The following is a 26,130-nucleotide window of genomic DNA, read 5'->3' as shown; positions in this document are numbered from 1 at the left end:
GGGACGAAGCGATGCGGAGGAGTGCCGCAAATGACCGTTCGCCTGGGCATGCCGGACGCTCCGGCGCCCACGCTCGCCCCCCGGCGCAACACGCGCCAACTCATGGTCCGCGACGTCGGGGTGGGCAGCGACTATCCGATTTCGGTGCAGTCGATGTGCACCACCAAAACCCATGACGTCAATACGACGCTGCAGCAGATCGCGGAACTGACCGCCGCCGGCTGCGACATCGTCCGGGTGGCCTGCCCGCGTCAGGAGGACGCCGACGCGCTGGCCGAGATCGCCCGGCACAGCCAGATCCCGGTGATCGCCGACATCCACTTCCAGCCGAAGTACATCTTCGCCGCCATCGACGCCGGGTGCGCGGCGGTGCGGGTGAACCCCGGCAACATCAAGGAGTTCGACGGCCGGGTCGGCGAGGTGGCCAAGGCCGCCGCCGCGGCGGGCATCCCGATTCGCATCGGCGTCAACGCCGGCTCGCTGGACAAGCGCTTCCTGGAGAAGTACGGCAAGGCCACACCCGAGGCGCTGGTCGAGTCCGCGCTGTGGGAGGCCTCGCTGTTCGAGGAGCACGGCTTCGGCGACATCAAGATCAGCGTCAAGCACAACGACCCCGTCGTGATGGTCGCCGCCTACGAGCAGCTGGCCGCCCAGTGCGACTATCCGCTGCACCTCGGCGTCACCGAGGCCGGCCCGGCCTTCCAGGGCACCATCAAGTCCGCGGTGGCCTTCGGCGCGCTGCTGTCGCGGGGGCTCGGCGACACCATCCGGGTGTCGTTGTCCGCGCCGCCGGTCGAAGAGGTCAAGGTCGGCATCCAGATTCTCGAGTCGCTGAACCTGCGGCCGCGCGGGCTGGAGATCGTGTCGTGCCCGTCGTGCGGTCGCGCGCAGGTCGACGTCTACAAATTGGCCAACGAGGTCACCGCCGGGCTGGACGGCCTCGACGTGCCGCTGCGGGTCGCCGTGATGGGCTGCGTCGTCAACGGCCCGGGCGAGGCGCGTGAGGCCGACCTGGGCGTCGCGTCCGGAAATGGCAAGGGGCAGATCTTCGTTCGCGGCGAAGTGATCAAGACCGTGCCGGAAGCCCAGATCGTCGAGACGCTGATCGAGGAAGCCATGCGGCTCGCCTCCGAGATGGGGACCGATCACGGTCCTGACACAACATCCAGCGGTTCGCCGATCGTGACCGTAAGCTGATGGGGGCCGGCTTCCCCGTGCCGGTCCTCTAGTTCGCTGCACAGAGAGTTCGCCAGATGTCGGCTCCGCCCTTGTTCCGCCTTGTCGGTGAGCGACGGGTGTCCGTGGTGCGCGACGCCGCCGCCGTCTGGCGAGTGTTCGACGAGGATCCGGTCGGCTCCTGCATGGTCGCGGCCCGGGTGGCAGACCACGGCATCGACCCGAACTCCATCGGCGGCGAACTGTGGACCCTGCGCGGCGCGGACGAGTCGCTGTGCTTCGCCGGCGCCAACCTGATCCCGCTGCGCGGCACACCGGCGGACATGGACGCCTTCGCCGACGAGGCGATGAGCGGGACTCGGCGCTGTTCGTCGTTGGTGGGCAGGGCGGACCTGGTGATGCGGATGTGGGAGCGGCTCGAGTCCGCGTGGGGCCCGGCCCGCGACGTGCGCGATAGCCAGCCGCTGCTGGCGCTGTCCAGACACCCCGACTGCGACATCGACCCCGGCGTGCGCCAGGTACGGCCGGACGAGCTGGACGCCTATCTGGTGGCCGCGGTGGACATGTTCATCGGCGAGGTGGGCGTCGACCCCCGCATCGGCGACGGCGGTCGCGGTTACCGGCGGCGGGTGGCGAGCTTGATCGCGGCCGGCCGCGCCTGGGCCCGCTTCGAGCATGGCCAGGTCGTCTTCAAGGCGGAGGTGGGTTCGCAGTCGCCGGGCGTCGGCCAGATTCAGGGGGTGTGGGTGCACCCGGAGTGGCGGGGCCTGGGCCTGGGCACGGCCGGCACCGCGACCGTGGCCGCCGTGGTCGTCGGCAGCGGGCGCACCGCCAGCCTGTACGTGAACAGCTTCAACACGGTCGCGCGTGCGGCCTACGCCCGCGTCGGCTTCGCCGAGGTCGGCACCTTCGCGACGGTCCTGCTGGATTAAGGCGCCCCGCGCGTTCGCGCGCCTAACGGGGCGGCGATTTTCGGCGGTCTTCTTCGCCGTGGCGTTACGTGCGCATGCATAACGATCGCGTCTCGGTGTGTCGATGCCGGTGGGGCAGCCAGACTTCATAACATCTGTACCAATGGTCACAAAAACCCCACTGGTAATCGTGGCGGCCGGATCACTCGTTGCTGCCGTCGCGATGTCCGGGTGCACGCCGCGGCCCGACGGCCCCGGGCCGGCGGCCGAGAAGTTCTTCGGCGCCCTGGCCGTCGGCGACACCGCCACGGCCGCCGAGCTCAGCGACAACCCCAACGACGCCCGTGAGGCGCTCAACGCGGCGTGGGCGGGGCTGCAGGCCAGTCACCTCGACGCGCAGATCCTCAACGCGAAGTACGCCGAGGACACCGGCACGGTCGGCTACCGCTTCACCTGGCGCCTGCCCAAAAACCGCCTCTGGACCTACGACGGCCAGCTGAAAATGGCGCGCGACGAGGGTCGCTGGGAGGTCCGCTGGACCACCACCGACCTGCACCCCAAACTGGGCGAGCATCAGACGTTCGCGCTGCGGGCCGATGCCCCGCGGCGCGCCTCGGTGAACGAGCTCGGCGGCAGCGACGTGCTGGTGCCCGGCTACCTGTACCACTACACGTTGGACGCCACCCAGGCCGGATCCGGAGCCGCCCTGTTCGGGACGGCACACGCGATCGTCGACGTCCTGCGCCCCTTCAACGGCGCGCTCAACGACCCGCAGTTGCTCGCCGAGCAGGCCAGCTCCGCGACACAGCAGATGGACCTGGTGACGCTGCATCCCGACGACAACGACAAGGTCTTCCCGGCGATCGGCCGGCTGCCCGGCGTCGTGGTCACACCCCAGCCCGAGATCCTGCCCACCGACCCGCATTTCGCGTCGGCCGTCATGTCAGAGGTGAAGAAGGCCGTCGTCGACCAGCTCGACGGCGAGGCCGGCTGGCGGGTGGTCAGCGTCAACCAGAACGGCGTCGAAGTCGAAGTCCTGCACGAGGTGCCGGGGTCGCCGGCGCCGTCGATCTCGATCACGCTCGACCGGGTGGTGCAGAACGCCGCCCAGCGTGCGGTGGACACCCGCGGCGGCAAGGCCATGATGGTCGTGATCAAGCCGTCGACCGGGGAGATCCTGGCGATCGCCCAGAACGGGGGCGCCGACGCCGACGGCCTGCTGGCGACCACCGGCCTGTTCCCGCCGGGGTCGACGTTCAAGATGGTGACCGCGGGCGCGGCCGTCGACCGCGACATGGCCACCCCCAACACGATGCTGGGCTGCCCGGGCCATCTGGACATCGGGCACCGCACTATCCCCAACTACGGGGGCTTCGACCTCGGGGTGGTGCCGATGTCGCGGGCGTTCGCCAGTTCCTGCAACACCACCTTCGCCGAGCTGAGCAGCAAGATGCCGCCCCGGGGCCTGACGCAGGCCGCCAGCCGGTACGGGATCGGGCTGGACTATCAGGTGGACGGCATCACCACGGTGACCGGGTCGGTGCCGCCGACGGTGGACCTCGCCGAGCGCACCGAGGACGGCTTCGGCCAGGGCAAGGTGCTGGCCAGCCCGTTCGGCATGGCCCTGGTGGCGGCGACCGTCGCCGCCGGCAAGACCCCGACGCCGCAGCTGATCGCGGGGCGGCCCACCGCGGTTCAGGGCGACACCACGCCGATCAGTCCCAAGATGGTCGACGCGCTGCGGCCCATGATGCGGCTGGTGGTGACCAACGGGACCGCCAAGGAGATCGCCGGCTGCGGCGCGGTCTACGGGAAGACGGGTGAGGCCGAGTTCCCGGGCGGTTCGCATTCCTGGTTCGCCGGATACCGCGGCGACCTGGCGTTCGCGTCGCTGATCGTCGGGGGTGGCAGCTCGGAATACGCGGTTCGGATGACCAAGGTGATGTTCGAGTCGCTGCCGCCGGACTTCCTGGCCTAGCTCCGTTCGCAAGCGCGGCGCCATCTGGCCTGAGGCGGTCCCCGGGGCCGCTTCGGCGGTAAATTGCGAGCATGACGGATACCGGCGGCGACATGGTCGCGTTGCGGGTCTCGGACGCCGACCGCAACGGCACGATGCGGCGGCTGCACAACGCCGTCGCGCTGGGCCTGATCGATATCGACGAATTCGAGCAGCGCTCGTCGCAGGTGTCCTACGCGCGCACCCGGGGCGAGCTCGACGGGCTGGTCGGTGACCTGCCCGGCCCTGGCGCCATCGTCACCTCCGCGGCCGACCGGGTCGAGTTGCGTGGCTGGGCCGGCTCACTCAAACGGCACGGGGAGTGGACGGTGCCGACCCGCCTTGCGCTGGTCCGGCGGCTGGGCTCGATCGAACTCGACCTCACCAAGGCCCGGTTCGCGGGCCCGGTGGTGGTCATCGAACTCGACATGCGGTTCGGCTCGGTGGAGATCCGACTGCCCGACGGCGCCAGCGCGTCGATCGACGACGTGGAGGTCTATGTGGGCAGCGCCAGCGACCGCCGCAAAGACGCGCCGGGCGAAGGGCGGCCGCACGTCGTGCTGACGGGGCGGGTGGTGTGCGGTTCGGTGACCATCCGGGGGCCGCGGCGCGCGTTGCTGCGCGGCCGCTTCGGCTGAGCCGGCGTCGCGCGGCGTGATTAAGCTGGTCGGCATGCCCGCTCGCACCGCGCTTTCCCCCGGAGAGTTGTCCCCGACTCTGCCGGTGCCCAGCCGTATCGCCCGTCCGGAATACGCCTGGAAGTCCACCGTGCGCGAGGGCAGCGAGCCGTGGGTGCAGACCCCGGAGGTGATCGAGAAGATGCGGGTCGCCGGCCGGATCGCGGCCGGCGCGCTGGCCGAGGCGGGCAAAGCGGTGGCGCCCGGGGTGACGACCGACGAACTGGACCGGATCGCCCACGACTACATGATCGACCACGGCGCCTACCCGTCCACGCTGGGCTACAAGGGCTTCCCGAAGTCGTGTTGCACGTCGCTCAACGAGGTCATCTGCCACGGAATCCCCGACTCGACCGTGATCGAAGACGGCGACATCGTCAACATCGACGTGACCGCCTACATCGACGGGGTGCACGGCGACACCAACGCGACCTTCCTGGCCGGCGACGTCTCCGAGGAACACCGGCTGCTGGTCGAGCGGACCCGGGAGGCGACGATGCGTGCGATCAACGCCGTCAAGCCGGGCCGCGCCCTGTCGGTCGTCGGCCGCGTCATCGAGGCTTATGCGAATCGGTTCGGGTACAACGTGGTTCGTGACTTCACCGGACACGGCATCGGCACCACCTTCCACAACGGGCTGGTCGTGTTGCATTACGACCAGCCCTCGGTCACGACGGTCATGCAGCCGGGGATGACGTTCACCATCGAACCGATGATCAACCTCGGCGGCCTGGACTACGAAATCTGGGACGACGGCTGGACGGTGGTCACCAAGGACCGCAAGTGGACCGCGCAGTTCGAGCACACGTTGCTGGTGACCGACACCGGCGTCGAGATCCTCACGGTTGCGTGACACGCCCACCGCGAGCAGACGCAAACTCGCATGCTTTCCGCCTGATTGATGCGAGTTTGTGTCTGGTGGCCGAAATAGGGTGAGCGGGGCGCTGCTGGTCGCCGGCACCAGCTCCGACGCCGGGAAATCGGTGGTGGTCGCGGGCCTGTGCCGGCTGCTGGCGCGCTGCGGCGTTCGGGTGGCGCCGTTCAAGGCGCAGAACATGTCCAACAACTCGGTGGTCACCGTCGACGGCGGCGAGATCGGCCGGGCCCAGGCGCTGCAGGCGCGGGCGGCGGGGTTGGAGCCCAGCGTGCGGTTCAACCCGATCCTGCTCAAACCGGGCAGCGACCGGACGTCGCAGCTGGTGATCCGGGGCCAGGTCGCCGATTCGGTGACCGCGGCAAGCTATGTGCGGCATCGGGATCGCCTCGCGGGGATCGTTGCGGCCGAATTATCGTTCCTGCGTGAAGAATTCGACGCGGTCATCTGTGAGGGTGCCGGTTCGCCGGCCGAAATCAATCTGCGGGCAACCGATTTGGCCAACATGGGCCTGGCCAGGGCGGCGAACCTGCCGGTGATCCTGGTCGGCGACATCGACCGTGGCGGCCTGCTCGCGCACCTGTTCGGGACGGTCGCGGTGCTCGAGCCCGGCGACCAAGAGCTGATCGCGGGCTTCGTGGTCAACAAGTTCCGCGGGGATCTCGCGCTGCTGGAGCCCGGGCTGCGGCAGCTGCACGAGATGACCGGCCGCCCGACCTACGGGGTGCTGCCCTACGCCGACGAGCTGTGGCTGGACGCCGAGGACTCGCTGTCGGTGGTCGCGCACCGGGTCGTCGGCACCCCGGCGCCGCCGCGCGGGCGTGACTGGCTGCGGGTGGCCGCGATCCGGTTGCCGCGGATCTCCAACTCCACCGACGTCGAGGCGCTGGCCTGCGAACCCGGCGTCCTGGTGCGCTGGAGCACCGACCCGGCCGACCTGGCCGGGACCGACGTGATCGTGCTTCCCGGGAGCAAGTCGACCGTGGCCGATCTGGCCTGGTTGCGGGATCGCGGCCTGGCCGAGGCGATCACCGCGCACGCCGCGGCCGGCAAGCCGGTGCTGGGTATCTGCGGGGGTTTCCAGATGCTGTGCCGGCGCATCGACGACACCGTGGAATCGCGGGCCGGCGAGGTCGCCGGGCTGGGGCTGTTGGACGCCGACATCGCCTTCGGCGAGGCCAAGATTCTGCGCCGGTGGCCGCCGCCGCTCGCCGGATACGAAATCCACCATGGCCGGGTGACGCGGTGCGCCGAACAGACCTGGTTCGGCGTGGAGGGCGGCCGAGACTGTCAACCACACGGCGTTGCGCGCGGCGCGGTCTTCGGCACGCATTGGCACGGCCTGCTCGACAACGACGACTTCCGCCGGGCGTGGCTGACCCGGGTCGCCGCCGCGGCCGGCCGCGGCGGGTTCGTCGTGGCCGACACCGACGTGGCCGCGCGACGCGACGCCCAACTCGACCGCATCGCGGATCTGCTGGTTGCGCACCTCGACGTCGACGCGGTCCTCGGGCTGCTCGACGGTCCGCCGCCGCGTCGGCCGCACCTCGCAACTCGGTTGCGGCCCTGAGGTATTCGTCGTGTTGTCGCGTGGCGGAAGCGGAATTGACGGCGACGCAATCCCGTTGATCGCGCACGGATGTTGAAGAAATCGTCGCGCGCGCAGGCCGATCGGTTGTAGCGTGCGTAGGTGCCCTCCATGATGACCACGCTCGACGGGTTTCCCGTGCCGGTGTCCGTCGCCGGCCCCGAGCAGGGCGTCGTGGTCGTCATCCTGGGCGACGAGGAACGCGCCCCCGCCGCGTACGACGCGGTCTGCGAGCGTCTGCACACCGCGTCGCTTCGCACGGTCGTCATCGGTCTCGACCCGCGCCTGACCCCGAAGTCGGTGGTCGGCATCCTCGACGCGCTGGCCATCGGGTGGGCGGTGGTGGTGGGCGACCGCGCCGGCGGCGACCTGGCCTGGGAGCTGGCGGCGACGAAGCTGGGCCGCTTCGTCGGCCTGGTGGTGATCGACCGCGGGCATCCGCGGGTGGCCGACCGCCAGGGCGTCGTTCACGACGAGCATTGCCCGCCGGTGGAGATCGGCACCACGGTGCTGTTCAGCTCGCCGGCCGCGCGCGCGGTGGCGCGCGCCAGCCAGCAGTACGTCTACGCCGAATACCGCGTGGTGCACCTGGGCAGGCGCACCGTGCAGGAGTCGACCGCACAGTTGGCTGCCGAGATCGTATTGCGCACCAGTACCTGGTAATCACCGGTTCGGTGCTCGGAATCCTCACTTGCGCAAGCGGTTTGCCGGAGCTCCCGGACATCGTCCGTCGCGGTCGGTGCTGATCGCTCCCGCCCGGTAACGTGTCGCGGGGATTGATGGCGGTCGTCGATCGGAAGGAATCGCGATGGTGCACGCCTCTCGGCGCCCGGTCGTGGGCCTGACGTCCTACTTGGAGCGGGTGCAGACCGGGATTTGGGACATGCCCGCGGGCTACCTGCCGGCCGATTACTTGCAGGGGATCGTCCTGGCCGGCGGGGCCGCGGTGTTGCTCCCACCACAGCCGGCGGAACCGGAGACGGTCGGTGCGGTCCTCGCCGGCCTGGACGGTCTGGTGATCACCGGCGGCTACGACCTGGACCCCGCCGCGTATGGCCAGCAACCGCATGCCGACACCGACAAGCCGAGCCCGCTGCGCGACGCCTGGGAGCTCGCGCTGTTGCGCGGCGCGCTGGACCGGGGGCTGCCGGTGCTGGGCATCTGCCGCGGCGCGCAGGTGCTGAACGTGGCGCTCGGCGGCACCCTGCACCAGCACCTGCCCGACGTGCTCGGGCACGACGGGCATCGCGCGGGCGAAGGGGTGTTCACCAGGTTGCCGGTGCGCACGGTCGCGGGCACCCGGCTGGCGGCGTTGGTGGGGGAGTCCACCGACGCGGCGTGCTACCACCACCAGGCGATCGACGAAGTCGGTGCGGGCCTGGTGGTCAGCGCCTGGGATCCCGACGGCGTGGTCGAGGCGCTGGAGCTGCCCGGGGACGCGTTTGTGCTTGCGGTGCAATGGCATCCGGAACAGTCGTTGGACGACTTGCGCCTCTTTGCCGCCGTGGTGGACGCCGCGCGGGCGTACGCGGGGCTGAGCCGGCGCTAGGCGACCGTTCCGTGGTAGACGGCCGCCGGTGCGGCGGCCGCCACCCAGGCCGGCGGCACCGACAGCGCCCCGACCGACGTCGCGCCGCCGGGCCGCGCGGTCGTTCCCGCCCGACCGCCGCCACGCCGGTCGGGCAGCAGGCACCGCACTGCCGCCGCCTTGTTGAGCGAATTCAGGTAGGCGATCGCCACACCCGAGGGCGCCGTCAGCGAGCTGAGCTTGGACAGAGGGCACGTCACCGACGCGAGCGAGACGTCGAACGTGGTCAGCGGCGACTCCGACAGCGCGCGCAGGGCGGTGGGAACGGCCGAGATCAGCTGCCGGCCGGCCGACACCACCTCCGGCGCGGACTTGAGCGCCCAGGTGCCTTCCGTCACGCGGCCGGGCGGCGTGGTGAACGGCGTGAGGACCGCGGCCTGCGCCGAGGCCCCGGCGTAGGCGTACATGGCCGCGGCGTCCTGGGCCCACATCCGGTCGTAGTCGGCCTCGGTGTCGGCGATCGCCGGGCCGGCCAGCCCCAGCGCATCCGCCGAAACCAGCGAGCCGCGCAGCGCTCGGTTGGCGCCGATCTCCGACGGCGGAACGGTCGCCGCCAGAGCCGTTTCGGCGGCCTCCGCCGCCGCGGCGGCCTGGGTGGCCGCTTGCGCGGCGCGTATCGCGGTGGTGTTGAGCCACTCGGTGTAGGGGATCGCGCCCGGCGGGCCCTCCCATCGGGCCAGCAGCTTCGAGGTGACCGCCCGGTAGTCCGCGACCGCGGCGTGCAGTCGGTTGGCCAGCAGGGCCCAGGCCGCCGCTGCTTCTTTCATCGGTTTCGGTCCAGGACCGGCATGCAATTGCCCGGAGATGATCTCCGGCGGGAGCGTCGTGAAATTCATTGATCTCTGCCTAACGACGGCGGTATCGGCGCCCAATGGGGCCGGTGCGAGCATGTGGACTCTTCTGTTGGGACGTAGGCCGAAGGGTTACGGGCCTCACTGCACGCGCGGCAGTGCAACGACGGCGGCAGCCGCCGGCGACGGATCCCTCAGCAGCGAGCGATGCAGAGCCGCGTCAGCAGGTCCCGGTCGGGCGGAACCGCCCCGGGATCGCGGGAGGGTGTGCCGGGCGCCCAAAATGCCGCGGCCGCAAACGAATCCGGCAACGGGGGCCCGATTGATGGAGGTATCAAACGCGCCCACGTCGGCGGCCGGTCCCGCGTCATCCACGCGCGCTTGGTGAATTTGTTGTGATGTGTCGGAGCCGAGCCGGACGAAAAACGCGGTGCGACAGCGCTGGCGCCGTGCGCCTGCACCGGCGCTGCGTCTGCGCCGGCGTGGACGGTCTGCGTGGACAGCGCCGACGCCTGCGGCACTCCCACACCGGCCACCGCGGTCCCGCCCGACGACCAGCCCGCGGTGACCGCGCCGAACAGGCAGATCGCCGCAGTGATCGCGATGGCTGACGGCCATCGCGAAACCCGGCAGGCGCCTCCGACTGTCACAGTGGCCCGAACCTACAACGCGAAGCTTGGACCGCAAGTCCAAACGAGCTGTGAAAACGGTCAAAATCCCGCGTGCGTCAGCGGTGGCCCTGCCGATCGGCAGCGCTAAGCGGCGGCGGAGCTGAAGGCGATGAGCGGGATGGCCATTTCGGCGGGTGTCGCCGCGCCGTGAAAGCCGACGAGGCGGGCCGTTTCCGGCGGTTCGTGCCCGGTGGCCAGGACGGCGGCATCGCCCGTGCAGACGGCGACGACGTCGCCGATTCGCGCCAGATGTGCCGGACTGACCGGCCCGAACATCCCGGTGGCCACGGCCTGCTCCCGGCTGTAGATGTTCGCCCTGCCGTCGAGCACTTCGCTCCAGGTGGCCTGCACGTCAGCCGCGGCGCCCGGCTGGGTGTGCAGGTATCGCACCCGCGGCTCGCCCGCGACCACGCGGACTCCCGCGCCCAGCCGCGGGTCGGTGTCGAGGTCGACCCGTGCGTGCGGCGGCACGTTGAAACCGCCGTGATCGGCCGTCACCAGCAGCGCCGCACCCGGCGGCAGCGTCTCGACCAGCCGGGTCAGCAGCGCGTCGACTTGGGCCGCCGCCTGGTGCCACTGGGCGGATCCGACCCCGAAGGCGTGCGCCGCGGTGTCCAGGGCGGCGGTGTAGCCATAGACCAGGCCCGGCGCCGCGTGCACCTCGTCGGCCACCTTCTGCGCGTTGTCGTCCGCCGGCTGGATCGGGCGGAATTCGGCGCCGCGGTACGCCGCGTCGGTCAGTCCGCTGCCCATGAACGCGGCCGGCAACACGGCGCGCGCGCTCACACCGGCCGCGTTGAGCCGCCCGAACCAGGTCGGTAACGGCTGCCACTGGGCGTGCGGTGGGTCGTCGCGCCACAGGATGTGATTGAGCACCCGGTCGGTGCCGGGAACGTTGAGCGTGAAGCCCAGAATCCCGTGCTCGCCGGGCTGCGCACCGGTGCCCAGGGAAACCAGGCTCGTCGGGGTGGTCGACGGGAACGTGCAGTTCAGCTCCATGAGGCGCCCGGTTTGCCCGGCCAGCACCGCGGCCAGCAGCGGGGCGCTGCCGGCCAGCTCGTCGAGCAGGTGCCAGCCCAGTCCGTCCACCAGGACGACCGCGACACGATCGAGTTGATCGGTCCCGCCGAGCCAGTCGGCCAAACCCAGCCTGTCGGCGGCGCCCGGCGCGCCGAGCAGTGCGGCGACGGACGGCAGCACGTCGCAGAGGGAACCGGGCACCGGGCCAGTCTGGCATGAGCCGACCGCCAATGGCGGCGACCCGGGGGACGTCGCGCGGCTTCCGCTGACTGTGGCGATCACCGCCAGGCGTGCGCCAGTCGGCGGCTCGTCAGCCGCAGCTGGCGCTCGGTCCCGTCGGCCAGCGCGCGAACCTGTCGCGGCGACAACCGGCCGCACAGCCGCCCCCAGTGCAGCGCGACCTCGTCGCCGGCGGCCACGTCGGGGACCGCGCTGTACCCGTCGGTCCAGACGTCGAACACGCCGGAGGAGGTTTCGGACAGCGCCAGCGCCCCGCCGTCGAAGGCCAGCGCGCGGCGCAGCACCTCGATCCGGTCGTGGTCGCGCGACACCACGGTCCCCCAGGTGATGCGGCAGTTGTCCAGCACCGTCAGGGGATGTTCGTCCCTGCCCCGGCCCAGGAACCGCGTCCACGGATACACGCCGAACACGTGGAAGCTGTGGTTGGCGGCGGCCTCGCGGGCCAACTCGGGCGTCAGGTGCGACCAGTAGCGGCCCGCCTGCGGGCCGATGATCTCCAACAACGCCTCGAAGAAGTCCCGCGGGTCCAGCCCGGCGCCGACGCCACCGCCCAGCCAGTACGACTCCACCAGTCGGTAATCCAGCGGGTCCGCGATCCCGGTCAGCGCCGACAACACCCGCAGGTACGGCCACGCCCCGGAGAACCGCGTCGCGGCCGTGCGCACCTCGCCGGCCGAACCGTCGCGCAGGGTGGCGCCCAGCGGGGGACCGCAGTAGCCCAGCGCGTTGGGCGCGTACGCGTAGCGCGCGAACATCTCCACGCCGCTGACCGGGCCGCCGGTGTGGGTCAAGGGCGCCCCACCAGCTTGACCGCATCCCGGTGCAGCCGGCCGAAGTTGTAGTAGGCCGCGCACGCCCCCTCGGGAGACACCATGCAGGTGCCGATCGGGGTCTCCGGGGTGCACGCGGTGCCGAAAACCTTGCACTCCCAAGGCTTGAGCACACCCTTGAGCACCTCGCCGCACTGGCACGCCTTGGGGTCGGCGACGCGCACCCCCGGCATCGAGAACCGCAGCTCGGCGTCGAACTCCGCGAAGTCGTCGTGCAGCCGCAACGCGCTCTGGGAGATGAAGCCCAGGCCGCGCCACTCGAAGTGGGGACGCAGCGCAAACACCTTGCCCATCAGCGCCAGGGCGGCCGGATTGCCGCCCTCGGGCACCACCCGCTTGTACTGGTTCTCCACCTCGCAGCGGCCCTCGCGGATCTGGGTGAGCAGCATCGCGACCGCCGACAGAATGTCCAGCGGCTCGAAACCGGCCACCACCAACGGCTTTCGGTACACCTCCGGCACGAACCGATAGGGCCGGTTGCCCACCACCGTCGAGACGTGCCCGGGCCCGATGAACCCCGACAGCCGCAGGTCCGGCGACTCCAGGATGGCCTTGATCGGCGGCACGATCATCACGTGGTTGCAGAACACGCTGAAGTTGGTCAGCCGCTGCTCGCGCGCCCGGACCAGCGTCACGGCCGTCGACGGCGCGGTGGTCTCGAAACCGATGGCGAAGAACACCACGTGCTTGTCGGGGTTGTCGAGCGCGATCTTCAGCGCGTCCAGCGGGGAGTAGACGAACCGGACGTCGGCGCCGCGTGCCTTGGCGTCCAGCAGGCTGCCGTTGGACCCGGGCACCCGCATCATGTCGCCGAAGCAGGTGAAGATCACGTCGGGCTGGCCGGCCAGCCACATCGCGTCGTCGATGCGGCCCATCGGGATCACGCAGACCGGGCACCCGGGGCCGTGCACCAGTTCGACGTTGTCGGGCAGCAGGTGTTCGATGCCGTGCCGGTAGATGGTGTGCGTGTGGCCGCCGCAGACCTCCATGAACTTGAACTGCTCACCGCCGGGGGAGTCGCTGCCGGCCAGCCGCCCGATGGCGCCCAGCAGCTTGCGGGCGGCGGCGGGGTCACGGAACTCGTCAACGAATTTCATTGTGTGCCTTCCTAGATGATGGCCGACGAGTCGAAGGCTTGGATCTCGGTGTCGTAGGCGTCGCCGAGTTTCTTGACGGCGGCCAGGGTGAGCAGCGCTTCGGTCTCGTCGATCTTGGCCATCGCGAACCCGACGTGCACCAGGACCCAGTCGTCGGGCTCGGGCATGTCGTCCTCGAGCAGCCGGACGCTGATGGTGCGCTGCACGCCGCTGACGTCGACTTTCGCCAAATAGTTGGCGGGATCGGTGATCTCAACGATCCGGCCTGGAATCCCCAGACACATGTGCGGCCTCCCTTCCTTTCTGGTGGCGACCCGCTACGCCCTAGCAGATTCGCGGCAGCGGGTCACCGACCAGCATGTCGACGATCCGCGTTCCACCGAATCCTGTTCGCAGCACCACGCTTTCGGCGGGTTCGGCGACGATTTCCCCAACCTCGGCCGCGTCGGCACCCAACGGATGCGAGCGCAGTGCCTCGAGCCCGGCCGCCGCCTCCTCCGGCGCGACGACGGCGACGAACTTGCCCTCGTTGGCGACGTAGAGCGGGTCGATGCCGAGCAGCTCGCAGGCGCCGTTGACCGTGGGCGCCACCGGCAGTCGCTCCTCGTCGAGGAGCACCCCCAGGCCGCAGGCCTGCGCCAGCTCGTTGCAGACGGTGCCCACCCCGCCCCGCGTCGCGTCCCGCATCCAGCGGGTGGACGGCGCCGCGGCCATCAACAGCTCCACCAGCGGGCTGAGGCACGCGGTGTCGGAGGCGATGTCGGCCTCGATGGCCAGGTCGCCCCGCGCCAGCATGACCGCCATGCCGTGATCGCCCATCGAACCCGACAACAGCAGCTTGTCGCCCGGCCGCACCGACGCCGCGGACAGCGCGCGTCCGGCGGGGATGACGCCCGCCCCTGCGGTGGTGACGAACACGCCGTCGGCGGCGCCCCGGGGCACCACCTTGGTGTCACCGGTCACGATCCGCACGCCCGCGTCGGCGGCGGCGGCCGCCATGTCCGTGACGATCTCCTTCAATTCGGGGATGGGGAAGCCCTCTTCGAGCACGAACGCCGCCGAGATCCACGACGGCACGGCGCCGGCCATCGCGAGGTCGTTGCAGGTGCCGTGCACGGCAAGTGCGCCGAGCGAGCCGCCGGGGAACCGCCTGGGCTGCACCACGAACGAATCCGTGGACATCGCCAGGCGTTGGCCGCCGGGCAGCGGCAGGACCGCGCTGTCACCGAGCGATTCCAGCAGCGGGTTGCGAAACGCCTCCACGAACACCGCGTCCACCAGCGCCGCCGAGGCCTTGCCGCCGGCGCCGTGCGCCAGCGTCACGTGATTGTCGAGCAGGCGCGGGCGGCGCCTGCGGAACGACTCGATGCGCTCGATCACCTCGCCCTCGGCGAACCGCGGCCCCGACGACAGGTACTCACCCGCAGGCTTGTTCATGCCGCCCCCAGGCCCTGCTCGCCGCCGAGGTGTTGATGCACGCTCAGCCACAGCTGATAGCCGAGCAGCGCCTGCGATTCCTGGATGCGGTGCACGCTTTGCGAGCGAACGACGAAGCAGGCGTCCACATTCGGGTTGTTCGCGAACGCGCCACCGTCATAGCCGGCGAACCCGATGGTGTACAGGCCGCGTTGCCGCGCCTCGGCCAGCGCGGCGAGCAGGTTGGGTGAGCCGCCGCTGGTGGACATGGCGATCGCGATGTCACCGGCCCCGGCGCGGGCGATCAGCTGCCGGGCGAACACCAACTCGAACCCGACATCGTTGCCCAGGGCGGTCAGGATGGCCTGGTCGGTGGTCAACGGCCACGCGGGCAACGGCTTGCCGACCGGCGGCCGGGCGAACAGCCTGGCCAGGGTGGTGGAATCGGTGCAGCTGCCGCCGTTTCCGAAGGTGAACATGCGTCCGCCCGCCGCGAAGCGCCGCGCCACCTCGGCGGCGGCCTGCCCCAGCACCGCGGCATTGGCCTCCAGCGTCGAGCGCCGCAATGCCAGGCTCTCGGCCGCTTTCGCCTGAGCCGACGCGGCCAGGTCGGCCAGCAGCGACTCGGGATCGTCCTCCTGCGCGTCGATGAACGGGTACAGGAAGTTGGTGGGTTCGTCGCGGTCTTCGGGGCTCATTGTTCGCCCTCCTCGTCTTCCAGTCTGCCGATCGCCATGCCCGCGTGCACCAGAATCAGGTCCCCGGCGTCCACCGGGTCGAGCAGCGTAGTCACCACGTTCTCGATGCCGCGCGCGGTGCGGACCGTGGCGTGCCCGTCGGCCGACGCCGTCACCGCCTCGGCCGGGCGCCCCTCGTCGCTGCAGGTGACGCAAATCGATTCGGCGCATTCGGGTTTGAGCAGGCCGGGGTGCTCGAAACACACGTGGGTCAGTTCCCACAGCAGGTGATAGAACAGCACGAAGCCGCCCGTCGCGGGCACCCGCGGGTCGGGGTCGTCGAGCCACAACACGTGATCGGCCATGCCCGGCGCGGGGCGTTCGCCGCTGCCGATCCAGATCGTGGTGGCGCCCCATGCGGGGGCGCGCCGCATCACCGAGCGGACCTGCGCCTCGTCCGCACCCGACACCGCGACCACGATGTCACCCGGCCGCACGGACACCCGGACCAGGTCCACCAGGTCCGGTCCGGTCAGCGCCACCGCGGGCAGGGCCCGTTTGCCCATGATCACCGGGTGGACGAACTCGACCGCGATGTGCAGTGCATGCGGTTCCCACGACGGCGCGATCGACCACATGGTGGCGCCGGCGGCGAACCGCTTGGCGAGCGTGAACGCGGTGGCGGCGAGGTCGTCGGCCAATTCGGCGCCCAGGCCCCGATCGATGGCTGTGGTGGTCATGACTCGGTCCCCCTCGACGCGGCCAGCACGGAGATCGCGGCCTGCCCCAGCGCCAGCCCGCCGTCGTTGGGCGGCACGGTCCGGTGGGTCAGCACCTCGAATCCTGCCAGCTGCAACCGCTGACGACACGCGTTCAGCAACAACACGTTCTGGAATACCCCGCCGGTGAGCCCCACCAGCCGGGTCGGGCCGGCCACCTGAGCGACCACCTTGGCGACGGCGTCCGCGACGCCCTCGTGGAACGCCGCCGCCAGCAGCGCGGGCCGCGTGCCGGCGTAGAGCGCCGACACCAGGGCCTGCACCATGGGGGCCGGGTCGATCACCCCGTCGCCGCGCACCGTGAGCGGCAGCGACGGCCCGGCCTTGGTCGCGGCCGACTCCGCCAGCGCCTCCAGCTCGATGGCGGCCTGGCCCTCGTAGTCGATGCGGTGGCGGACGCCGAGCAGCGAGGCGACCGCGTCGAACAGGCGGCCCATGCTCGAACACGGCACGCAGCCGGTTCCCGTCTCCAATTGGGCACGGGTGAACCGTAATTCGTCGCGGGTGGCCGCCGCGACGGGGGCCAGGTCGGCGGTCCAGTCGATGCCGGCCGACCACAGCTGCGACAACGCCATCCGCCACGGGTTGCGGACCGCCGCGTCGCCGCCGGGCAGTGGCACTGCCAACAGGTGGCCGGCCCGGACGAATCGGTGACTGTCGCCGCCGAGCCGGAGGATCTCACCGCCCCAGACGCTCTGGTCGCATCCGTAACCCGTGCCGTCGAAGGAGACCCCGATGACCGGTTCGCCGATACGCCCGTGCTCGGCCAGCAGCGACACCACGTGCGCGTGATGGTGCTGAACCAGATCCAGCGGCCGGCCGTCCGCGTGGCGCTCCGCCCAGCTTCGGGTGTGATACCCCGGATGCAGGTCGGCGGCCAACCGCGCCGGCTCACCGCGAATTTCGCTGAGCTGGCGCACCGCCCGTTCGAACGCGCGGAGCGTCTCCCAGCTGGACATGTCACCGATGTGCCCGGACAGGTAGGCGCGCGAGCCGTCGGTCAGGCAGAACGTGTTCTTCAACTCCCCGCCGACGGCCAGCACCGGCGGGCCCGCGACGTTCAGGTCGACCGGCAGCGGCGCATAGCCGCGGGAGCGACGGATCGGCAGTTCGGCGTCACCGACGATGCGCACCACCGAATCGTCGCACGGGACATGGATCGGGCGGTCGTGGTCGAGGACCGCATCGCACAGCACCGGAAGGCGTTGTGCGGCATCGTCATCGGTGAAACAGATGGGCTCGTCGGATCGGTTGGCGCTGGTGAGCACCAGCGCGTCGGGGGGCCGGCTGGCCGCGCCGGGGACGGGCGCCAGCAGCAGGTGATGGAGGGGGGAGTACGGCAGCATCAGGCCGAGCAGCGGGCTGCCGGGCGCGACGGCGTGGGCCACCGGCGCGGAGTCGTCACCGGTCCGCCGCCGCAGCAGCACGATCGGGCGGGCGGGACCCAGCAGCGCCGCGGCCTCGGCGTCGCCGATGTAGGCGTAGCGGCGCGCCACCTCGAGATCGCGGACCAGCATGGCGAACGGCTTGGCGCCGCGGGCCTTTCGGGTGCGCAGCGCGCCGACCGCGGCGCCGTCGCTGACCGTGCAGGCCAGGTGGTAGCCGCCGACGCCCTTGATGGCGACCACCGCGCCCGCGGCCAGCGCGCGCTGGGCGGCCGCCAGCGCGGCGTCCGCCCCGTCGATGCGCTCGGCCGCCGACCGGAACCACAGGGACGGGCCGCAGTCGGGGCAGGCGATCGGCTGCGCGTGGAACCGGCGATCCACCGGGTCGTGGTATTCGGCGGCGCAGCGCTCGCACATGGCGAACCCCGCCATGGTGGTGGCCGGGCGGTCGTAGGGCAGCTCGCGGATGATGGTGAATCGCGGTCCGCAGTTGGTGCAGGTGACGAAGGGGTGGCGGTAGCGCCGGTTGCGCGGGTCGAAGAGTTCGGCGACGCAGTCGTCGCACACCGCGATGTCGGGCGGGATCGGTGTCGTGGCGCCGGCGACGGACCGGCTGTCCACGATCGAGAACCCGCCCTGGCAGCCGGCGTCGGCGGCGAGTTCGTGGACGCTGACGTTGCTGATCCGGGCCAGGGGCGGCGCGTCGGCGCGCAGGCGCCGGCCGAATTCGGCCACGCGCGCGGGTTCGCCCTGCACCTCGAGGAAGACGGCGCCGGAGTCGTTGCCGACGAAGCCGGACAGGCCGAGCTCGGTCGCGATGCGGTGGACGAAGGGCCGGAAGCCCACCCCCTGGACAACACCGGTCACGGTGAAGCGCTGCCGAACCCGGGAAGAGGGGTCATGCCGCAGCAGCAGGGGGGACGGGGTCATTTCAGCCGCCCTCCGGGAAGTCAGTCGTGTCCGTGCGGCCGCGTCCCATCAGCTCGAGGCCGGCCATCGCCTCCTCGGCGCCCGCGCGGTCGGTCTTTTCGACGGCGAAGCCCATGTGGATGATGATCCAGTCGCCGGGATTGAAGGTCTCTTCGGGCAGCATGCCGACGTTGACCCGGCGCTGTTCGCCGGTGACGTCCACCAGCGCGAGCTGCCCTTCGAAGCCGTCCAGCATCCGGATCACCTGACCGGGAATTCCTAGACACATGGCTCAGCGGTCCCCTCCGTGCTGGCGCCCGGGTGGGCGTGCAACGCCGCGACGATCTCCTCGACGGCGCGCGCGGCGCGGGGAACCGCCTCGGCCACGGGCTCGGTGAGGCCGATGCCCTCCTCGACGCTGCCCGCCTCGCATCCGACGACGACGGTGTAGGGCGGAGTGCCGCCCAGCGCCCGCAGGCTGGCGAACACCGCGGCCGGATCCATGCTGTGGGCGTCGAAACCTGTTGCGGCCGAATCCGGTTCATGGTCGGCCTGGAACACGTGCAACGTGCCGGGGTTGCCGCGGTTGGGCACCGCGTCGACGAGCACCAGCGTGTCCCATCCCTCGAGCAGGTCGTAGGCCAGGTGCATGCCGCTGATGCCGTAGTCGGTGACGCGTACCCTCGGATCGTCCCGCGGGATCTCGGCGTTGCGGATCACCTCCGATCCGAACCCGTCGTCGCCCAGGAAGATGTTGCCGATGCCCGCTACCAGGATGCGCGCTGTCATCTCCGTCGCCCGAGCAAGTTACATCCGCCTCAGCTTGAGGTAGCGGCGGGCATCGGGGATGGAGACCACCCCCAGCGCCAATCCGATCACCAGCACCAGCGCGATGATAGCGAGGAATATCCAGCCGAGGATTTCCATCTGAAAACTCCTTTCACGAGTTTGCGGGGCTGCGTTGAGCTTCCAGGGGCTCGATCTCGTCGGGGGAGAAGTACAGGTAACGCCCGTACCAGTCGTGCAGGTCGGCGGCGGGGTCGTCGTCGACGACGACCGCGACATGCGTGTTGCCCTCGACGTCGGAGTGCACGGAGGTGACGCGGGCGGTCTTGCCGGCCACGAAGATGTCCTGCGCGTCGGCGTTGCGCCGCGGCCGCAACCGGACCCTGCTGCCGCGCGCCACCCGGATCCCGTTCACCAGCACCGCGTCGACTTCCGGCCGGACGGCGTTGTCGGCCAGCGGATCCCACCAGTCGACCCCCTCGGGGATCTGCGGGACCAGACCCGAGATCGCGTGGGGATCGCGCAGCACGCCGTGCAGGCGCGCCATCGCCTCGGGCGACATGGCGTCGCACTCGTCGATGATCCGCGCCGCTCGCGGATCCGTGGCCCGGGCCTGCGCCTTCTCCTCGTCCGTCATGGTCATCACCCGCAGGGTGAGGATCTCGTCGATCTCCGTGCAGTCGTACAGCGCGGTGTCGCTTTGTTCGGCGACCTCTGGGTGGTCGTAGAGGATGATCGGCGAGATCAGCAGCAGGTCCCGGGCGCCGGGTGGGCCGGCGAGCACCGGGAAGCAGCGATGCTGGCCGCACCGGGTCACGGCGTCGGCCGCCGCCGGGGGCGGCTCGAGCAGCGAGACGAACTGCCCCTCCTGGAGTTCGGCGATCAGGTGTGTTCCGATCATGGACCGCGCGATCGCGTCGTTCTTGTCCGCCGCGCGGTCGCCGACGTTGCTCAGCCGCACCGACACCCGGCACAGGTCACCGTCCGCCTCACCGGCGACCGTCAGCACTCCGCGTACCTCCCGCCGTTGGCGTACCAGGCGACCGCCCTCGAGGAATTCGATGTCGGTACCCGCATCCGCCGTCACCGACAGTGTCCACGGCCGGCCGTCCAGTGCGACAGGGCCGAAGGGCCTTTCGCATTCGACCGCCTCGTCCCAGGTGAGCCACGACCCGCCCGGGGTGCTCAGCTGGTCGACGGGCCGGTATTCGCCCGGGGCGATCTCTTGCTCGGCCCCGCGGTGCTGCAACTGCAGGAACCGCACCACCAGGTGCAGCTCCCGGGCGCCGTCGACCAGGAACTGCGCCGCCAGGGTGGCGTCCTCGCCCAGGCCCGCGTCCGCGGCCCCGGGCGGTCCCAGAACGCCGAACTGCCAGCGCGATTGGTTCTTGCTCGACGTTCCGCGGTACGGGTAGAGCAGGTAGCCCTCGTAGAGCACCGCGTCGGCGACGGCGCGGGCCCGGTCCCGATGCGCGGTCACCGCGCCGTCTCCCGGTCCGCGTCCAACAGCGCGGTGATCGCGTGGTCGAGGTCGAGCAGCCCGTGCGCCGACTTGTAGGCGGCCAGCGCGGCGATCGTCTCGTGACTGAGCCGCAGCCACCCGGCGTTCGGGTAGTGCTGGGCGATCAGCTGCCGCCAGGCCGCGACCGGCATGTCGTAGCGGTCTTCGCAGTCCCACGGGATCTGCTGGACGGAAAACCCGCGCTCGGATCGGACGAAAATCGTTCCGCTGAACAGGAATTGAAGGGGCAGGGCGCCGTCACGCAGCGCGTGCAGATATTTGGCGGCGGTGACCTCGAAGTCGTAGGTGCACTCCAGCGGCAGCGCGACGGTCGTGTTGCCGGTGAAGCCCTGCACCATCGCGGTGCAGTGCTGCCACAGGAAGGTGCGCTGGGTGCTCGCCCAGCGTTCGCGCTGCCCGAACAGGTCCGTCAAGCCGGCCGCTTCGTCGTCGGAGTAGGGCCGCCGCAGCGGCTCGATGCGGACCTGGCAGCGCAGGGCGATCGCGTGCACCGGGTCCCCGCCGTCAGCGCCGCCGGTGGCCACGGCGACGCGTGCGGCGAGCACCGGGCTCACGGTGTACGGCTCGGGCGCCACGTCGAGGACGGAGAACTCGATGTCCATCATGGCGGTGTCTTGACCGCGCGGGCGTCGAGGTGGGCGAAGAAGCCGTCGATGAACTCGCGGGCCTGCTGCCCCCCGTCGAACCCGCGCCACAGCAGGCGCAGCCGCCCGACGAACTCGTAGCAGGCGTCGATGGGAACGAGATAGCTCTGCGGCGGACCGGATTCGGGGACCCGGACCAGGAGCGCCTCCACGTCGTCCGCCAGCAGGCCCACCCGCGCGTCGGCGCCGCTGAGCGCGTCCCACACGTCGAGGGCGAGCTCGGATTGGCAGGCCCCGGCCGGCCCGGGATAGAAGGCGACGGTGCGCCCCAGGGCGGAGTTGGTGAAGAAGAATGCGACACCGACCGGGATCTGCAGTGCCTCCCAGGCGCGCCGGTCCAGCGCGAAGCCGGGGAAGGACAGATACCGGTCGGGCACCGCGCGGTAGCGCAGTTCGGCCCGGGAGTCGGTGAACAGCAGGTAGCAGGCGCGGCACACGCACATCAGCTGCCGGTCGGCCACATCGACCACGTGCTGGTGTTCGTCGGCGACCGGTTCCGCGCACATCTCGCAGCGCTCACCGGCCGGTTCGGGGGCCGGCCGGTTGCTGCGGATCCGGGTCAGGACCTCGTACGGGGTCGTCATGCCGGGGCGCCCATCGTCTGTGCCGGCTCCCGGGCCGGTATCGCCACCGACAGCACGCCGTCGCGGGCCAACAGCGGCAGCGGATCGAGGTGCGTGCCGTTCACGGCCGCCCCGGCGTGGACGACGTCGAAGTCCGTCTGGCAGCGGGGGCAACGCAGTTGCGCCCCATGCAGTTCCGCACCGGCCAGGGTGGCGTCGCACACCGGGCAGTGGTCGCGGTATGCGAACGCCTGGTTGCCGACCCGGCACGCCAGGACGGTGGTTGCGTCGACCCGATAGCCCGCGACGTCGCCGGGGGCCAGCTCGGCCAGCTCGGGGACCGGGTGCCAGCCCCTCGGCCCGTTGGAATGCACACGCGCCAGCAGGGATTCGGCCGGGATGACGCCGGTGGCGCCGGGTTCGGCCGCTAACACCTCGATCGACGTGACCTCGGGTGCCGCGGCGAGCACCGCGTCCTGCACCGCCAACTCCAGCGTCACCGACGATGACGGACAGCTCTTGCAACTGCCGGTGAAGGCAAGCCGCACCACCCCGTCGTCACTGACGCCGAGCAGGTCGACGTCCCCGCCGTGCGAGCCCAGGTAGGGTCGCACCCGGTCGAGCGCGTCGGACACCCGGCGGCGCACGCTGTGCGGGTGTAGCCCGTGAATCAGGAGCAGGCTGGCCACCAGGTCGTCGGTGGCCAGCCGCTCGGCCAGGCCCGGGCCTGGACCGTCCTGAGCCAACAGCATGATCCGTTCCAGCCCGGCCCCGTAGAGCCCGACCACCTCGCGGACCAGCTCGCTCGCGCGTTCATACGCGGCCGCTCCGCTTGCCGCGCAGGAATCCAGCAGGGTCTGGATCCGATCGCCCGCCATGCGCCACTGCGCGTCGTTGTCTGAGGTCATCGGGGTGCCTCCGGGCGATCCGCCATGCGTCACGTACCGACGGGCGACTGCGTCGGCGTGTGCAGTCTGTCCAGGGTCTTGCCCTTACCCAGGTACATGTGCACGCCGCAGGGCAGGCACGGGTCGAAGCTGCGCACCGTGCGCATGACGTCGATGCCCTTGAAGTTCTCCCGGCTGTTCTCCTCGAAGATCGGCTGGCCCTGCACCGCGTCCTCGTAGGGTCCCGGCGTGCCGTAGCTGTCGCGCGGGTTGGCGTTCCACGGGGTGGGCGGGTAGGGGTGGTAGTTGGCGATCTTGCCGTCGCGGATCACCAGGTGGTGGCTGAGCACGCCGCGCACCGCCTCGGTGAAGCCGCACCCGATGGCCTCGTCGGGCACCTCGAACTTTTCCCACGTCTTGGTGCGGCCGGCCCGGATCTCTTCCAGCGCCTTCTCGGCGAAGTGCAGCGCGCACGCCGCCGCGTAGGCCTGGAAGTAGGTGCGCGCCCGGTCCCGTTCGATCGTGTTGCTGCCGTACTTGGGGACCTTCCATTCGAACTCGACCGGGCCCTTGAGCGCGGTCTTGGGCAGGTTGATCTTGACGCTGTTGCCGGTGGCCTTGACGTAACCGATGTCGACCAGGCCGGCCAGCGCGGTCGCCCACAGCCGGGCCAGCGGGCCGCCGCCGGTGTCCAGCGCGAGGTGGTCGGTGCCGTCGAACCAGCGCGGCGACATCACCCAGCTGTACTTGCCGCCGTCCATGTCGCGCTTCTGCGGGTGCGGGTTGGTGTGCTGGTTCCACGGGTGCCGCCGGTCCACCGCGTTGCCCAGCGGATCGGTCTTGACGAACATCTCCTGGTCGGTCCAGTCGTCGTAATACGAACTGCCTAGCAGGATCCGGATGCCGAGGTTGATGTCAACCAGCGAGTGGGTGAGGAGTTTGCCGTCGACCACCACGCCCGGGGTCACGAACATGGCGTTGCCCCAGCGCTCCATGTCCTGGTAGGCGAAGTTGCACACCTCGGGATCCTGGAAGGAGCCCCAGCAGCCGAGCAGGGTGCGCCGCAGCCCGACCTTCTCGTACCCGGGCAGTGCGGTGTAGAAGAAGTCGAACAGGTCGTCGTGCATCGGCACGACCTTCTTCATGAACTCCACATAGCGCATCAGCCGGGTCATGTAGTCGGTCATCAGCTGGATGGTCGCCACGGTGCCGACCCCGCCGGGGTACAGCGTGGACGGGTGCACGTGGCGACCTTCCATGAGGCAGAACATCTCTCGCGTCCAGCGGCTGACCGCCAGCGCCTCGCGGTAGAACTCCCCGCTGAACGGGTTCAGCGAGCGCATGATGTCGGCGATGGTCCGGTACCCGTGCGCGCCGGCCTGCGGCGCGGGAGTCTTCTCCGCCAGCGACAGCACGCTCGGGTTGGTCTCGGAGACCATCTTCTCGCAGAAGTCCACACCCACCAGGTTCTCCTGGAAGATGTTGTGGTCGAACATGTATTCCGCGGCCTCGCCCAGGTTGACGATCCACTCGCCCAGATGCGGCGGCTTGACGCCGTAGGCCATGTTCTGCGCGTAGCACGAGCAGGTGGCGTGGTTGTCGCCGCAGATGCCGCAGATGCGGCTGGTGATGAAGTGGGCGTCGCGGGGATCCTTGCCCTTCATGAAGATCGAGTAGCCGCGGAAGATCGACGAGGTGCTGTGGCACTCGACGACTTCGCGGTTCTCGAAGTCGATCTTGGTGTAGATGCCCAGGCTGCCCACGATCCTGGTGATCGGGTCCCAGGCCATGTCGACCAGTTGGCCGGGTTCCCGGTTGGCGTGGGTGGGCTCCGGAATGATGGTTGTCATCGCGCTACTTCTTCCCGCTGTGGGCTCTTCGGCCTGACGGCTCAGGTGGTGAGGACGAAGCGCGCCGACCCGGTAGGTGACCTACCAGGTGCGGCGCGCTCCGGTAGTGAGTTGGTTACCGTTATGGCGCCACCGCGGTTCTTTGTCGACGGTGCGCGCCGTGATACCCCGCAAACTGCGAATCACGGTGCCGTACAGGCCCGATGCGGTGGTGGAAACCTTGCCGCCGGGCGGTTCGTCCATGAACGGCATGAACTTGTCGGGGAAGCCCGGCATCGTGCACCCGATGCAGATCCCACCGACGTTGGGGCAGCCGCCCACGCCGTTGATCCAGCCGCGCTTGGGCACGTTGCACTTGACGACTGGGCCCCAACAGCCAAGCTTGACAATGCATTTCGGCGATCCGTATTCGGTGGCGAAGTCGCCCTGCTCGTAGTAGCCGGCCCGGTCACAGCCTTCGTGGACGGTGGCGCCGAACAACCACTTGGGGCGCAGCGCGTCGTCCAGCGGGATCATCGGCGCCTGACCGGTCGCCATGTAGAGCAGATACGTCAGCGTCTCCGACAGGTTGTCGGGCTGGATCGGGCAACCGGGCACACACACGATCGGAATGCCGGCCTTGCTCCTCCATTCCCAGCCCAGGTAGTCGGGCACCCCCATCGCGCCTGTCGGGTTGCCGGCCATCGCGTGGATGCCGCCGTAGGTGGCGCAGGTGCCGACCGCGACGACCGCGGTCGCCTTGGGCGCCAGCCGGTCGAGCCACTCGCTGGTGGTCATCGGCTGGCCGGTCGCCGGGTCGTTGCCGAACCCGCACCAGTACCCCTCGTCCTTGATCTTCTCGTTGGGAATCGAACCCTCCACGACGAGCACGAAGGGCTCCAGCTCGCCGCGGTCGGCTTTGAAGAACCACGAGAGGAAGTCGTCGGCCCCCCCGGTGGGTCCGCACTCGAAATCGATGAGCGGCCAGTGCACGGCGACCTTCGGCAGCCCGGGCAGAGCGCCCAGGGCGATCTCCTCGACTGTGGGTTGGGTGGCGGCAGTCAACGCCACCGAATCGCCGTCACAACTGAGCCCCGCATTGATCCATAGAACGTGAATCAACGTCTCTTCTGCTTTGACTGCTGCTTCTGTTGGCATGCTGCAGCTTTCCGGGGCCGGGCTGAGACCCCTGCGCCGCCGGAGTCGACCGTCGGCCCACTTGCGCAGCGCTAATTTCCGGGTCTACTCCTCACCGCCGGGCGTGTCAACGGTTC

Annotated in this window: 26 protein-coding genes; 8 read left to right on the top strand and 18 right to left on the bottom strand. The window is 70.3% G+C overall.

Annotation, left to right across the window (positions count from 1 at the left end; translation table 11 throughout):
* The first annotated feature begins 30 nt into the window (after nt 1-30).
* The 8 genes from ispG to AWC03_RS18090 all read left to right on the top strand — a co-directional run bounded on the left by ispG (nt 31) and on the right by AWC03_RS18090 (nt 8,771).
* A complete protein-coding gene (gene ispG, locus AWC03_RS18125; RefSeq protein ID WP_085242102.1) occupies nt 31-1,197 on the top strand; it encodes a flavodoxin-dependent (E)-4-hydroxy-3-methylbut-2-enyl-diphosphate synthase in 1,167 nt (388 codons plus the stop codon).
* A gap of 56 nt (nt 1,198-1,253) precedes the next feature.
* Nucleotides 1,254-2,108: a GNAT family N-acetyltransferase gene (locus AWC03_RS18120; RefSeq protein ID WP_085242101.1), complete on the top strand. Its 855-nt coding sequence runs from the start codon at nt 1,254-1,256 to the stop codon at nt 2,106-2,108.
* A 142-nt stretch (nt 2,109-2,250) separates the two neighbouring features.
* On the top strand, nt 2,251-4,065 hold the full coding sequence (locus AWC03_RS18115) for a penicillin-binding transpeptidase domain-containing protein (RefSeq protein WP_085242100.1): 1,815 nt from the start codon (nt 2,251-2,253) through the stop codon (nt 4,063-4,065).
* Between the two features lie 71 nt (nt 4,066-4,136).
* Nucleotides 4,137-4,721, top strand: a complete 585-nt coding sequence (locus tag AWC03_RS18110) for a DUF1707 SHOCT-like domain-containing protein (RefSeq protein ID WP_085242099.1) — start codon at nt 4,137-4,139, stop codon at nt 4,719-4,721.
* Nucleotides 4,722-4,755: 34 nt separating this feature from the next.
* Nucleotides 4,756-5,613: a type I methionyl aminopeptidase gene (map, locus tag AWC03_RS18105; RefSeq protein WP_085242140.1), complete on the top strand. Its 858-nt coding sequence runs from the start codon at nt 4,756-4,758 to the stop codon at nt 5,611-5,613.
* 79 nt (nt 5,614-5,692) lie between these two features.
* The gene (locus AWC03_RS18100; RefSeq protein ID WP_085242098.1) at nt 5,693-7,204 is read left to right on the top strand and encodes a cobyric acid synthase; all 1,512 of its coding nucleotides are present in this window, start codon (nt 5,693-5,695) and stop codon (nt 7,202-7,204) included.
* A 129-nt stretch (nt 7,205-7,333) separates the two neighbouring features.
* Nucleotides 7,334-7,885, top strand: a complete 552-nt coding sequence (locus AWC03_RS18095) for an alpha/beta hydrolase (protein ID WP_085242097.1) — start codon at nt 7,334-7,336, stop codon at nt 7,883-7,885.
* A 145-nt stretch (nt 7,886-8,030) separates the two neighbouring features.
* Nucleotides 8,031-8,771: a gamma-glutamyl-gamma-aminobutyrate hydrolase family protein gene (locus tag AWC03_RS18090; RefSeq protein ID WP_085242096.1), complete on the top strand. Its 741-nt coding sequence runs from the start codon at nt 8,031-8,033 to the stop codon at nt 8,769-8,771.
* On the opposite strand, the gene AWC03_RS18085 is transcribed toward AWC03_RS18090, so the two are convergent.
* The 18 genes from AWC03_RS18085 to AWC03_RS18000 all read right to left on the bottom strand — a co-directional run bounded on the left by AWC03_RS18085 (nt 8,768) and on the right by AWC03_RS18000 (nt 26,014).
* Nucleotides 8,768-9,646 carry a PPE domain-containing protein gene (locus AWC03_RS18085; protein WP_085242095.1) on the bottom strand — a complete coding sequence of 293 codons (879 nt, stop codon included), beginning with the start codon at nt 9,644-9,646 and terminating at the stop codon, nt 8,768-8,770. The genes AWC03_RS18090 and AWC03_RS18085 overlap by 4 nt on opposite strands.
* Before the next feature lie 710 nt (nt 9,647-10,356).
* A complete protein-coding gene (locus AWC03_RS18075) occupies nt 10,357-11,493 on the bottom strand; it encodes an alkaline phosphatase family protein (RefSeq protein WP_085242093.1) in 1,137 nt (378 codons plus the stop codon).
* A gap of 77 nt (nt 11,494-11,570) precedes the next feature.
* Nucleotides 11,571-12,287, bottom strand: coding sequence for a DUF6390 family protein (locus AWC03_RS18070; protein WP_085242139.1), 717 nt, complete (start codon nt 12,285-12,287; stop codon nt 11,571-11,573).
* Between the two features lie 32 nt (nt 12,288-12,319).
* Nucleotides 12,320-13,459 carry a hydrogenase formation protein HypD gene (gene hypD, locus AWC03_RS18065; RefSeq protein WP_085242092.1) on the bottom strand — a complete coding sequence of 380 codons (1,140 nt, stop codon included), beginning with the start codon at nt 13,457-13,459 and terminating at the stop codon, nt 12,320-12,322.
* 11 nt (nt 13,460-13,470) lie between these two features.
* Complete coding sequence (locus AWC03_RS18060; protein WP_067921005.1) at nt 13,471-13,743, bottom strand: HypC/HybG/HupF family hydrogenase formation chaperone; 273 nt, start codon at nt 13,741-13,743, stop codon at nt 13,471-13,473.
* A 40-nt stretch (nt 13,744-13,783) separates the two neighbouring features.
* Complete coding sequence (gene hypE / locus AWC03_RS18055; protein WP_085242091.1) at nt 13,784-14,896, bottom strand: hydrogenase expression/formation protein HypE; 1,113 nt, start codon at nt 14,894-14,896, stop codon at nt 13,784-13,786.
* Nucleotides 14,893-15,573, bottom strand: coding sequence for a D-sedoheptulose-7-phosphate isomerase (locus AWC03_RS18050; RefSeq protein WP_085242090.1), 681 nt, complete (start codon nt 15,571-15,573; stop codon nt 14,893-14,895). The genes hypE and AWC03_RS18050 overlap by 4 nt, the downstream gene beginning before the upstream one ends.
* Complete coding sequence (locus tag AWC03_RS18045) at nt 15,570-16,292, bottom strand: HypC/HybG/HupF family hydrogenase formation chaperone (RefSeq protein WP_085242089.1); 723 nt, start codon at nt 16,290-16,292, stop codon at nt 15,570-15,572. Before AWC03_RS18045 ends, AWC03_RS18050 begins: the two co-directional genes overlap by 4 nt.
* On the bottom strand, nt 16,289-18,646 hold the full coding sequence (gene hypF, locus AWC03_RS18040; RefSeq protein ID WP_085242088.1) for a carbamoyltransferase HypF: 2,358 nt from the start codon (nt 18,644-18,646) through the stop codon (nt 16,289-16,291). Before hypF ends, AWC03_RS18045 begins: the two co-directional genes overlap by 4 nt.
* A 1-nt stretch (nt 18,647) precedes the next feature.
* Nucleotides 18,648-18,914 carry a HypC/HybG/HupF family hydrogenase formation chaperone gene (locus tag AWC03_RS18035; RefSeq protein WP_085242087.1) on the bottom strand — a complete coding sequence of 89 codons (267 nt, stop codon included), beginning with the start codon at nt 18,912-18,914 and terminating at the stop codon, nt 18,648-18,650.
* Nucleotides 18,905-19,414: a hydrogenase maturation protease gene (locus AWC03_RS18030; protein ID WP_085242086.1), complete on the bottom strand. Its 510-nt coding sequence runs from the start codon at nt 19,412-19,414 to the stop codon at nt 18,905-18,907. Before AWC03_RS18030 ends, AWC03_RS18035 begins: the two co-directional genes overlap by 10 nt.
* Nucleotides 19,415-19,432: 18 nt before the next feature.
* Nucleotides 19,433-19,552: a DUF6893 family small protein gene (locus AWC03_RS28340; protein ID WP_090423027.1), complete on the bottom strand. Its 120-nt coding sequence runs from the start codon at nt 19,550-19,552 to the stop codon at nt 19,433-19,435.
* Between the two features lie 13 nt (nt 19,553-19,565).
* The gene (locus AWC03_RS18025) at nt 19,566-20,891 is read right to left on the bottom strand and encodes a hypothetical protein (protein WP_085242085.1); all 1,326 of its coding nucleotides are present in this window, start codon (nt 20,889-20,891) and stop codon (nt 19,566-19,568) included.
* Nucleotides 20,888-21,538, bottom strand: a complete 651-nt coding sequence (locus tag AWC03_RS18020) for a DUF6084 family protein (protein ID WP_085242084.1) — start codon at nt 21,536-21,538, stop codon at nt 20,888-20,890. Before AWC03_RS18020 ends, AWC03_RS18025 begins: the two co-directional genes overlap by 4 nt.
* Nucleotides 21,535-22,161 (bottom strand): DUF5947 family protein, encoded by a 627-nt coding sequence (locus AWC03_RS18015; protein ID WP_085242083.1) that lies wholly within the window; start codon nt 22,159-22,161, stop codon nt 21,535-21,537. The genes AWC03_RS18020 and AWC03_RS18015 overlap by 4 nt, the downstream gene beginning before the upstream one ends.
* Nucleotides 22,158-23,048, bottom strand: a complete 891-nt coding sequence (locus AWC03_RS18010) for a NifU family protein (protein WP_085242082.1) — start codon at nt 23,046-23,048, stop codon at nt 22,158-22,160. Before AWC03_RS18010 ends, AWC03_RS18015 begins: the two co-directional genes overlap by 4 nt.
* Nucleotides 23,049-23,077: 29 nt before the next feature.
* Complete coding sequence (locus tag AWC03_RS18005) at nt 23,078-24,877, bottom strand: nickel-dependent hydrogenase large subunit (RefSeq protein ID WP_085242081.1); 1,800 nt, start codon at nt 24,875-24,877, stop codon at nt 23,078-23,080.
* An 81-nt stretch (nt 24,878-24,958) separates the two neighbouring features.
* Nucleotides 24,959-26,014 carry an NADH-quinone oxidoreductase subunit B family protein gene (locus AWC03_RS18000; RefSeq protein WP_085242080.1) on the bottom strand — a complete coding sequence of 352 codons (1,056 nt, stop codon included), beginning with the start codon at nt 26,012-26,014 and terminating at the stop codon, nt 24,959-24,961.
* Nucleotides 26,015-26,130: the final 116 nt, after the last annotated feature.

It is taken from the genome of Mycobacterium europaeum, from assembly GCF_002102155.1.
GTDB lineage: Bacteria > Actinomycetota > Actinomycetes > Mycobacteriales > Mycobacteriaceae > Mycobacterium > Mycobacterium europaeum.
Note: the sequence above shows the minus strand (reverse complement) of the source record. Positions and strands in the feature narration are given on the sequence as shown.

Bases quoted from the DNA above. Each gene is read 5' to 3' on its own strand.
- ispG (WP_085242102.1), top strand. From the start codon at position 31: ATGACCGTTCGCCTGGGCATGCCGGACGCTCCGGCGCCCACGCTCGCC.
- AWC03_RS18120 (WP_085242101.1), top strand. From the start codon at position 1,254: ATGTCGGCTCCGCCCTTGTTCCGCCTTGTCGGTGAGCGACGGGTGTCC.
- AWC03_RS18115 (WP_085242100.1), top strand. From the start codon at position 2,251: ATGGTCACAAAAACCCCACTGGTAATCGTGGCGGCCGGATCACTCGTT.
- AWC03_RS18110 (WP_085242099.1), top strand. From the start codon at position 4,137: ATGACGGATACCGGCGGCGACATGGTCGCGTTGCGGGTCTCGGACGCC.
- map (WP_085242140.1), top strand. From the start codon at position 4,756: ATGCCCGCTCGCACCGCGCTTTCCCCCGGAGAGTTGTCCCCGACTCTG.
- AWC03_RS18095 (WP_085242097.1), top strand. From the start codon at position 7,334: ATGATGACCACGCTCGACGGGTTTCCCGTGCCGGTGTCCGTCGCCGGC.
- AWC03_RS18090 (WP_085242096.1), top strand. From the start codon at position 8,031: ATGGTGCACGCCTCTCGGCGCCCGGTCGTGGGCCTGACGTCCTACTTG.
- AWC03_RS18085 (WP_085242095.1), bottom strand. From the start codon at position 9,646: ATGAATTTCACGACGCTCCCGCCGGAGATCATCTCCGGGCAATTGCAT.
- AWC03_RS18070 (WP_085242139.1), bottom strand. From the start codon at position 12,287: ATGTTCGCGCGCTACGCGTACGCGCCCAACGCGCTGGGCTACTGCGGT.
- hypD (WP_085242092.1), bottom strand. From the start codon at position 13,459: ATGAAATTCGTTGACGAGTTCCGTGACCCCGCCGCCGCCCGCAAGCTG.
- AWC03_RS18060 (WP_067921005.1), bottom strand. From the start codon at position 13,743: ATGTGTCTGGGGATTCCAGGCCGGATCGTTGAGATCACCGATCCCGCC.
- hypE (WP_085242091.1), bottom strand. From the start codon at position 14,896: ATGAACAAGCCTGCGGGTGAGTACCTGTCGTCGGGGCCGCGGTTCGCC.
- AWC03_RS18050 (WP_085242090.1), bottom strand. From the start codon at position 15,573: ATGAGCCCCGAAGACCGCGACGAACCCACCAACTTCCTGTACCCGTTC.
- AWC03_RS18045 (WP_085242089.1), bottom strand. From the start codon at position 16,292: ATGACCACCACAGCCATCGATCGGGGCCTGGGCGCCGAATTGGCCGAC.
- hypF (WP_085242088.1), bottom strand. From the start codon at position 18,646: ATGACCCCGTCCCCCCTGCTGCTGCGGCATGACCCCTCTTCCCGGGTT.
- AWC03_RS18035 (WP_085242087.1), bottom strand. From the start codon at position 18,914: ATGTGTCTAGGAATTCCCGGTCAGGTGATCCGGATGCTGGACGGCTTC.
- AWC03_RS18030 (WP_085242086.1), bottom strand. From the start codon at position 19,414: ATGACAGCGCGCATCCTGGTAGCGGGCATCGGCAACATCTTCCTGGGC.
- AWC03_RS28340 (WP_090423027.1), bottom strand. From the start codon at position 19,552: ATGGAAATCCTCGGCTGGATATTCCTCGCTATCATCGCGCTGGTGCTG.
- AWC03_RS18020 (WP_085242084.1), bottom strand. From the start codon at position 21,538: ATGATGGACATCGAGTTCTCCGTCCTCGACGTGGCGCCCGAGCCGTAC.
- AWC03_RS18015 (WP_085242083.1), bottom strand. From the start codon at position 22,161: ATGACGACCCCGTACGAGGTCCTGACCCGGATCCGCAGCAACCGGCCG.
- AWC03_RS18010 (WP_085242082.1), bottom strand. From the start codon at position 23,048: ATGACCTCAGACAACGACGCGCAGTGGCGCATGGCGGGCGATCGGATC.
- AWC03_RS18005 (WP_085242081.1), bottom strand. From the start codon at position 24,877: ATGACAACCATCATTCCGGAGCCCACCCACGCCAACCGGGAACCCGGC.
- AWC03_RS18000 (WP_085242080.1), bottom strand. From the start codon at position 26,014: ATGCCAACAGAAGCAGCAGTCAAAGCAGAAGAGACGTTGATTCACGTT.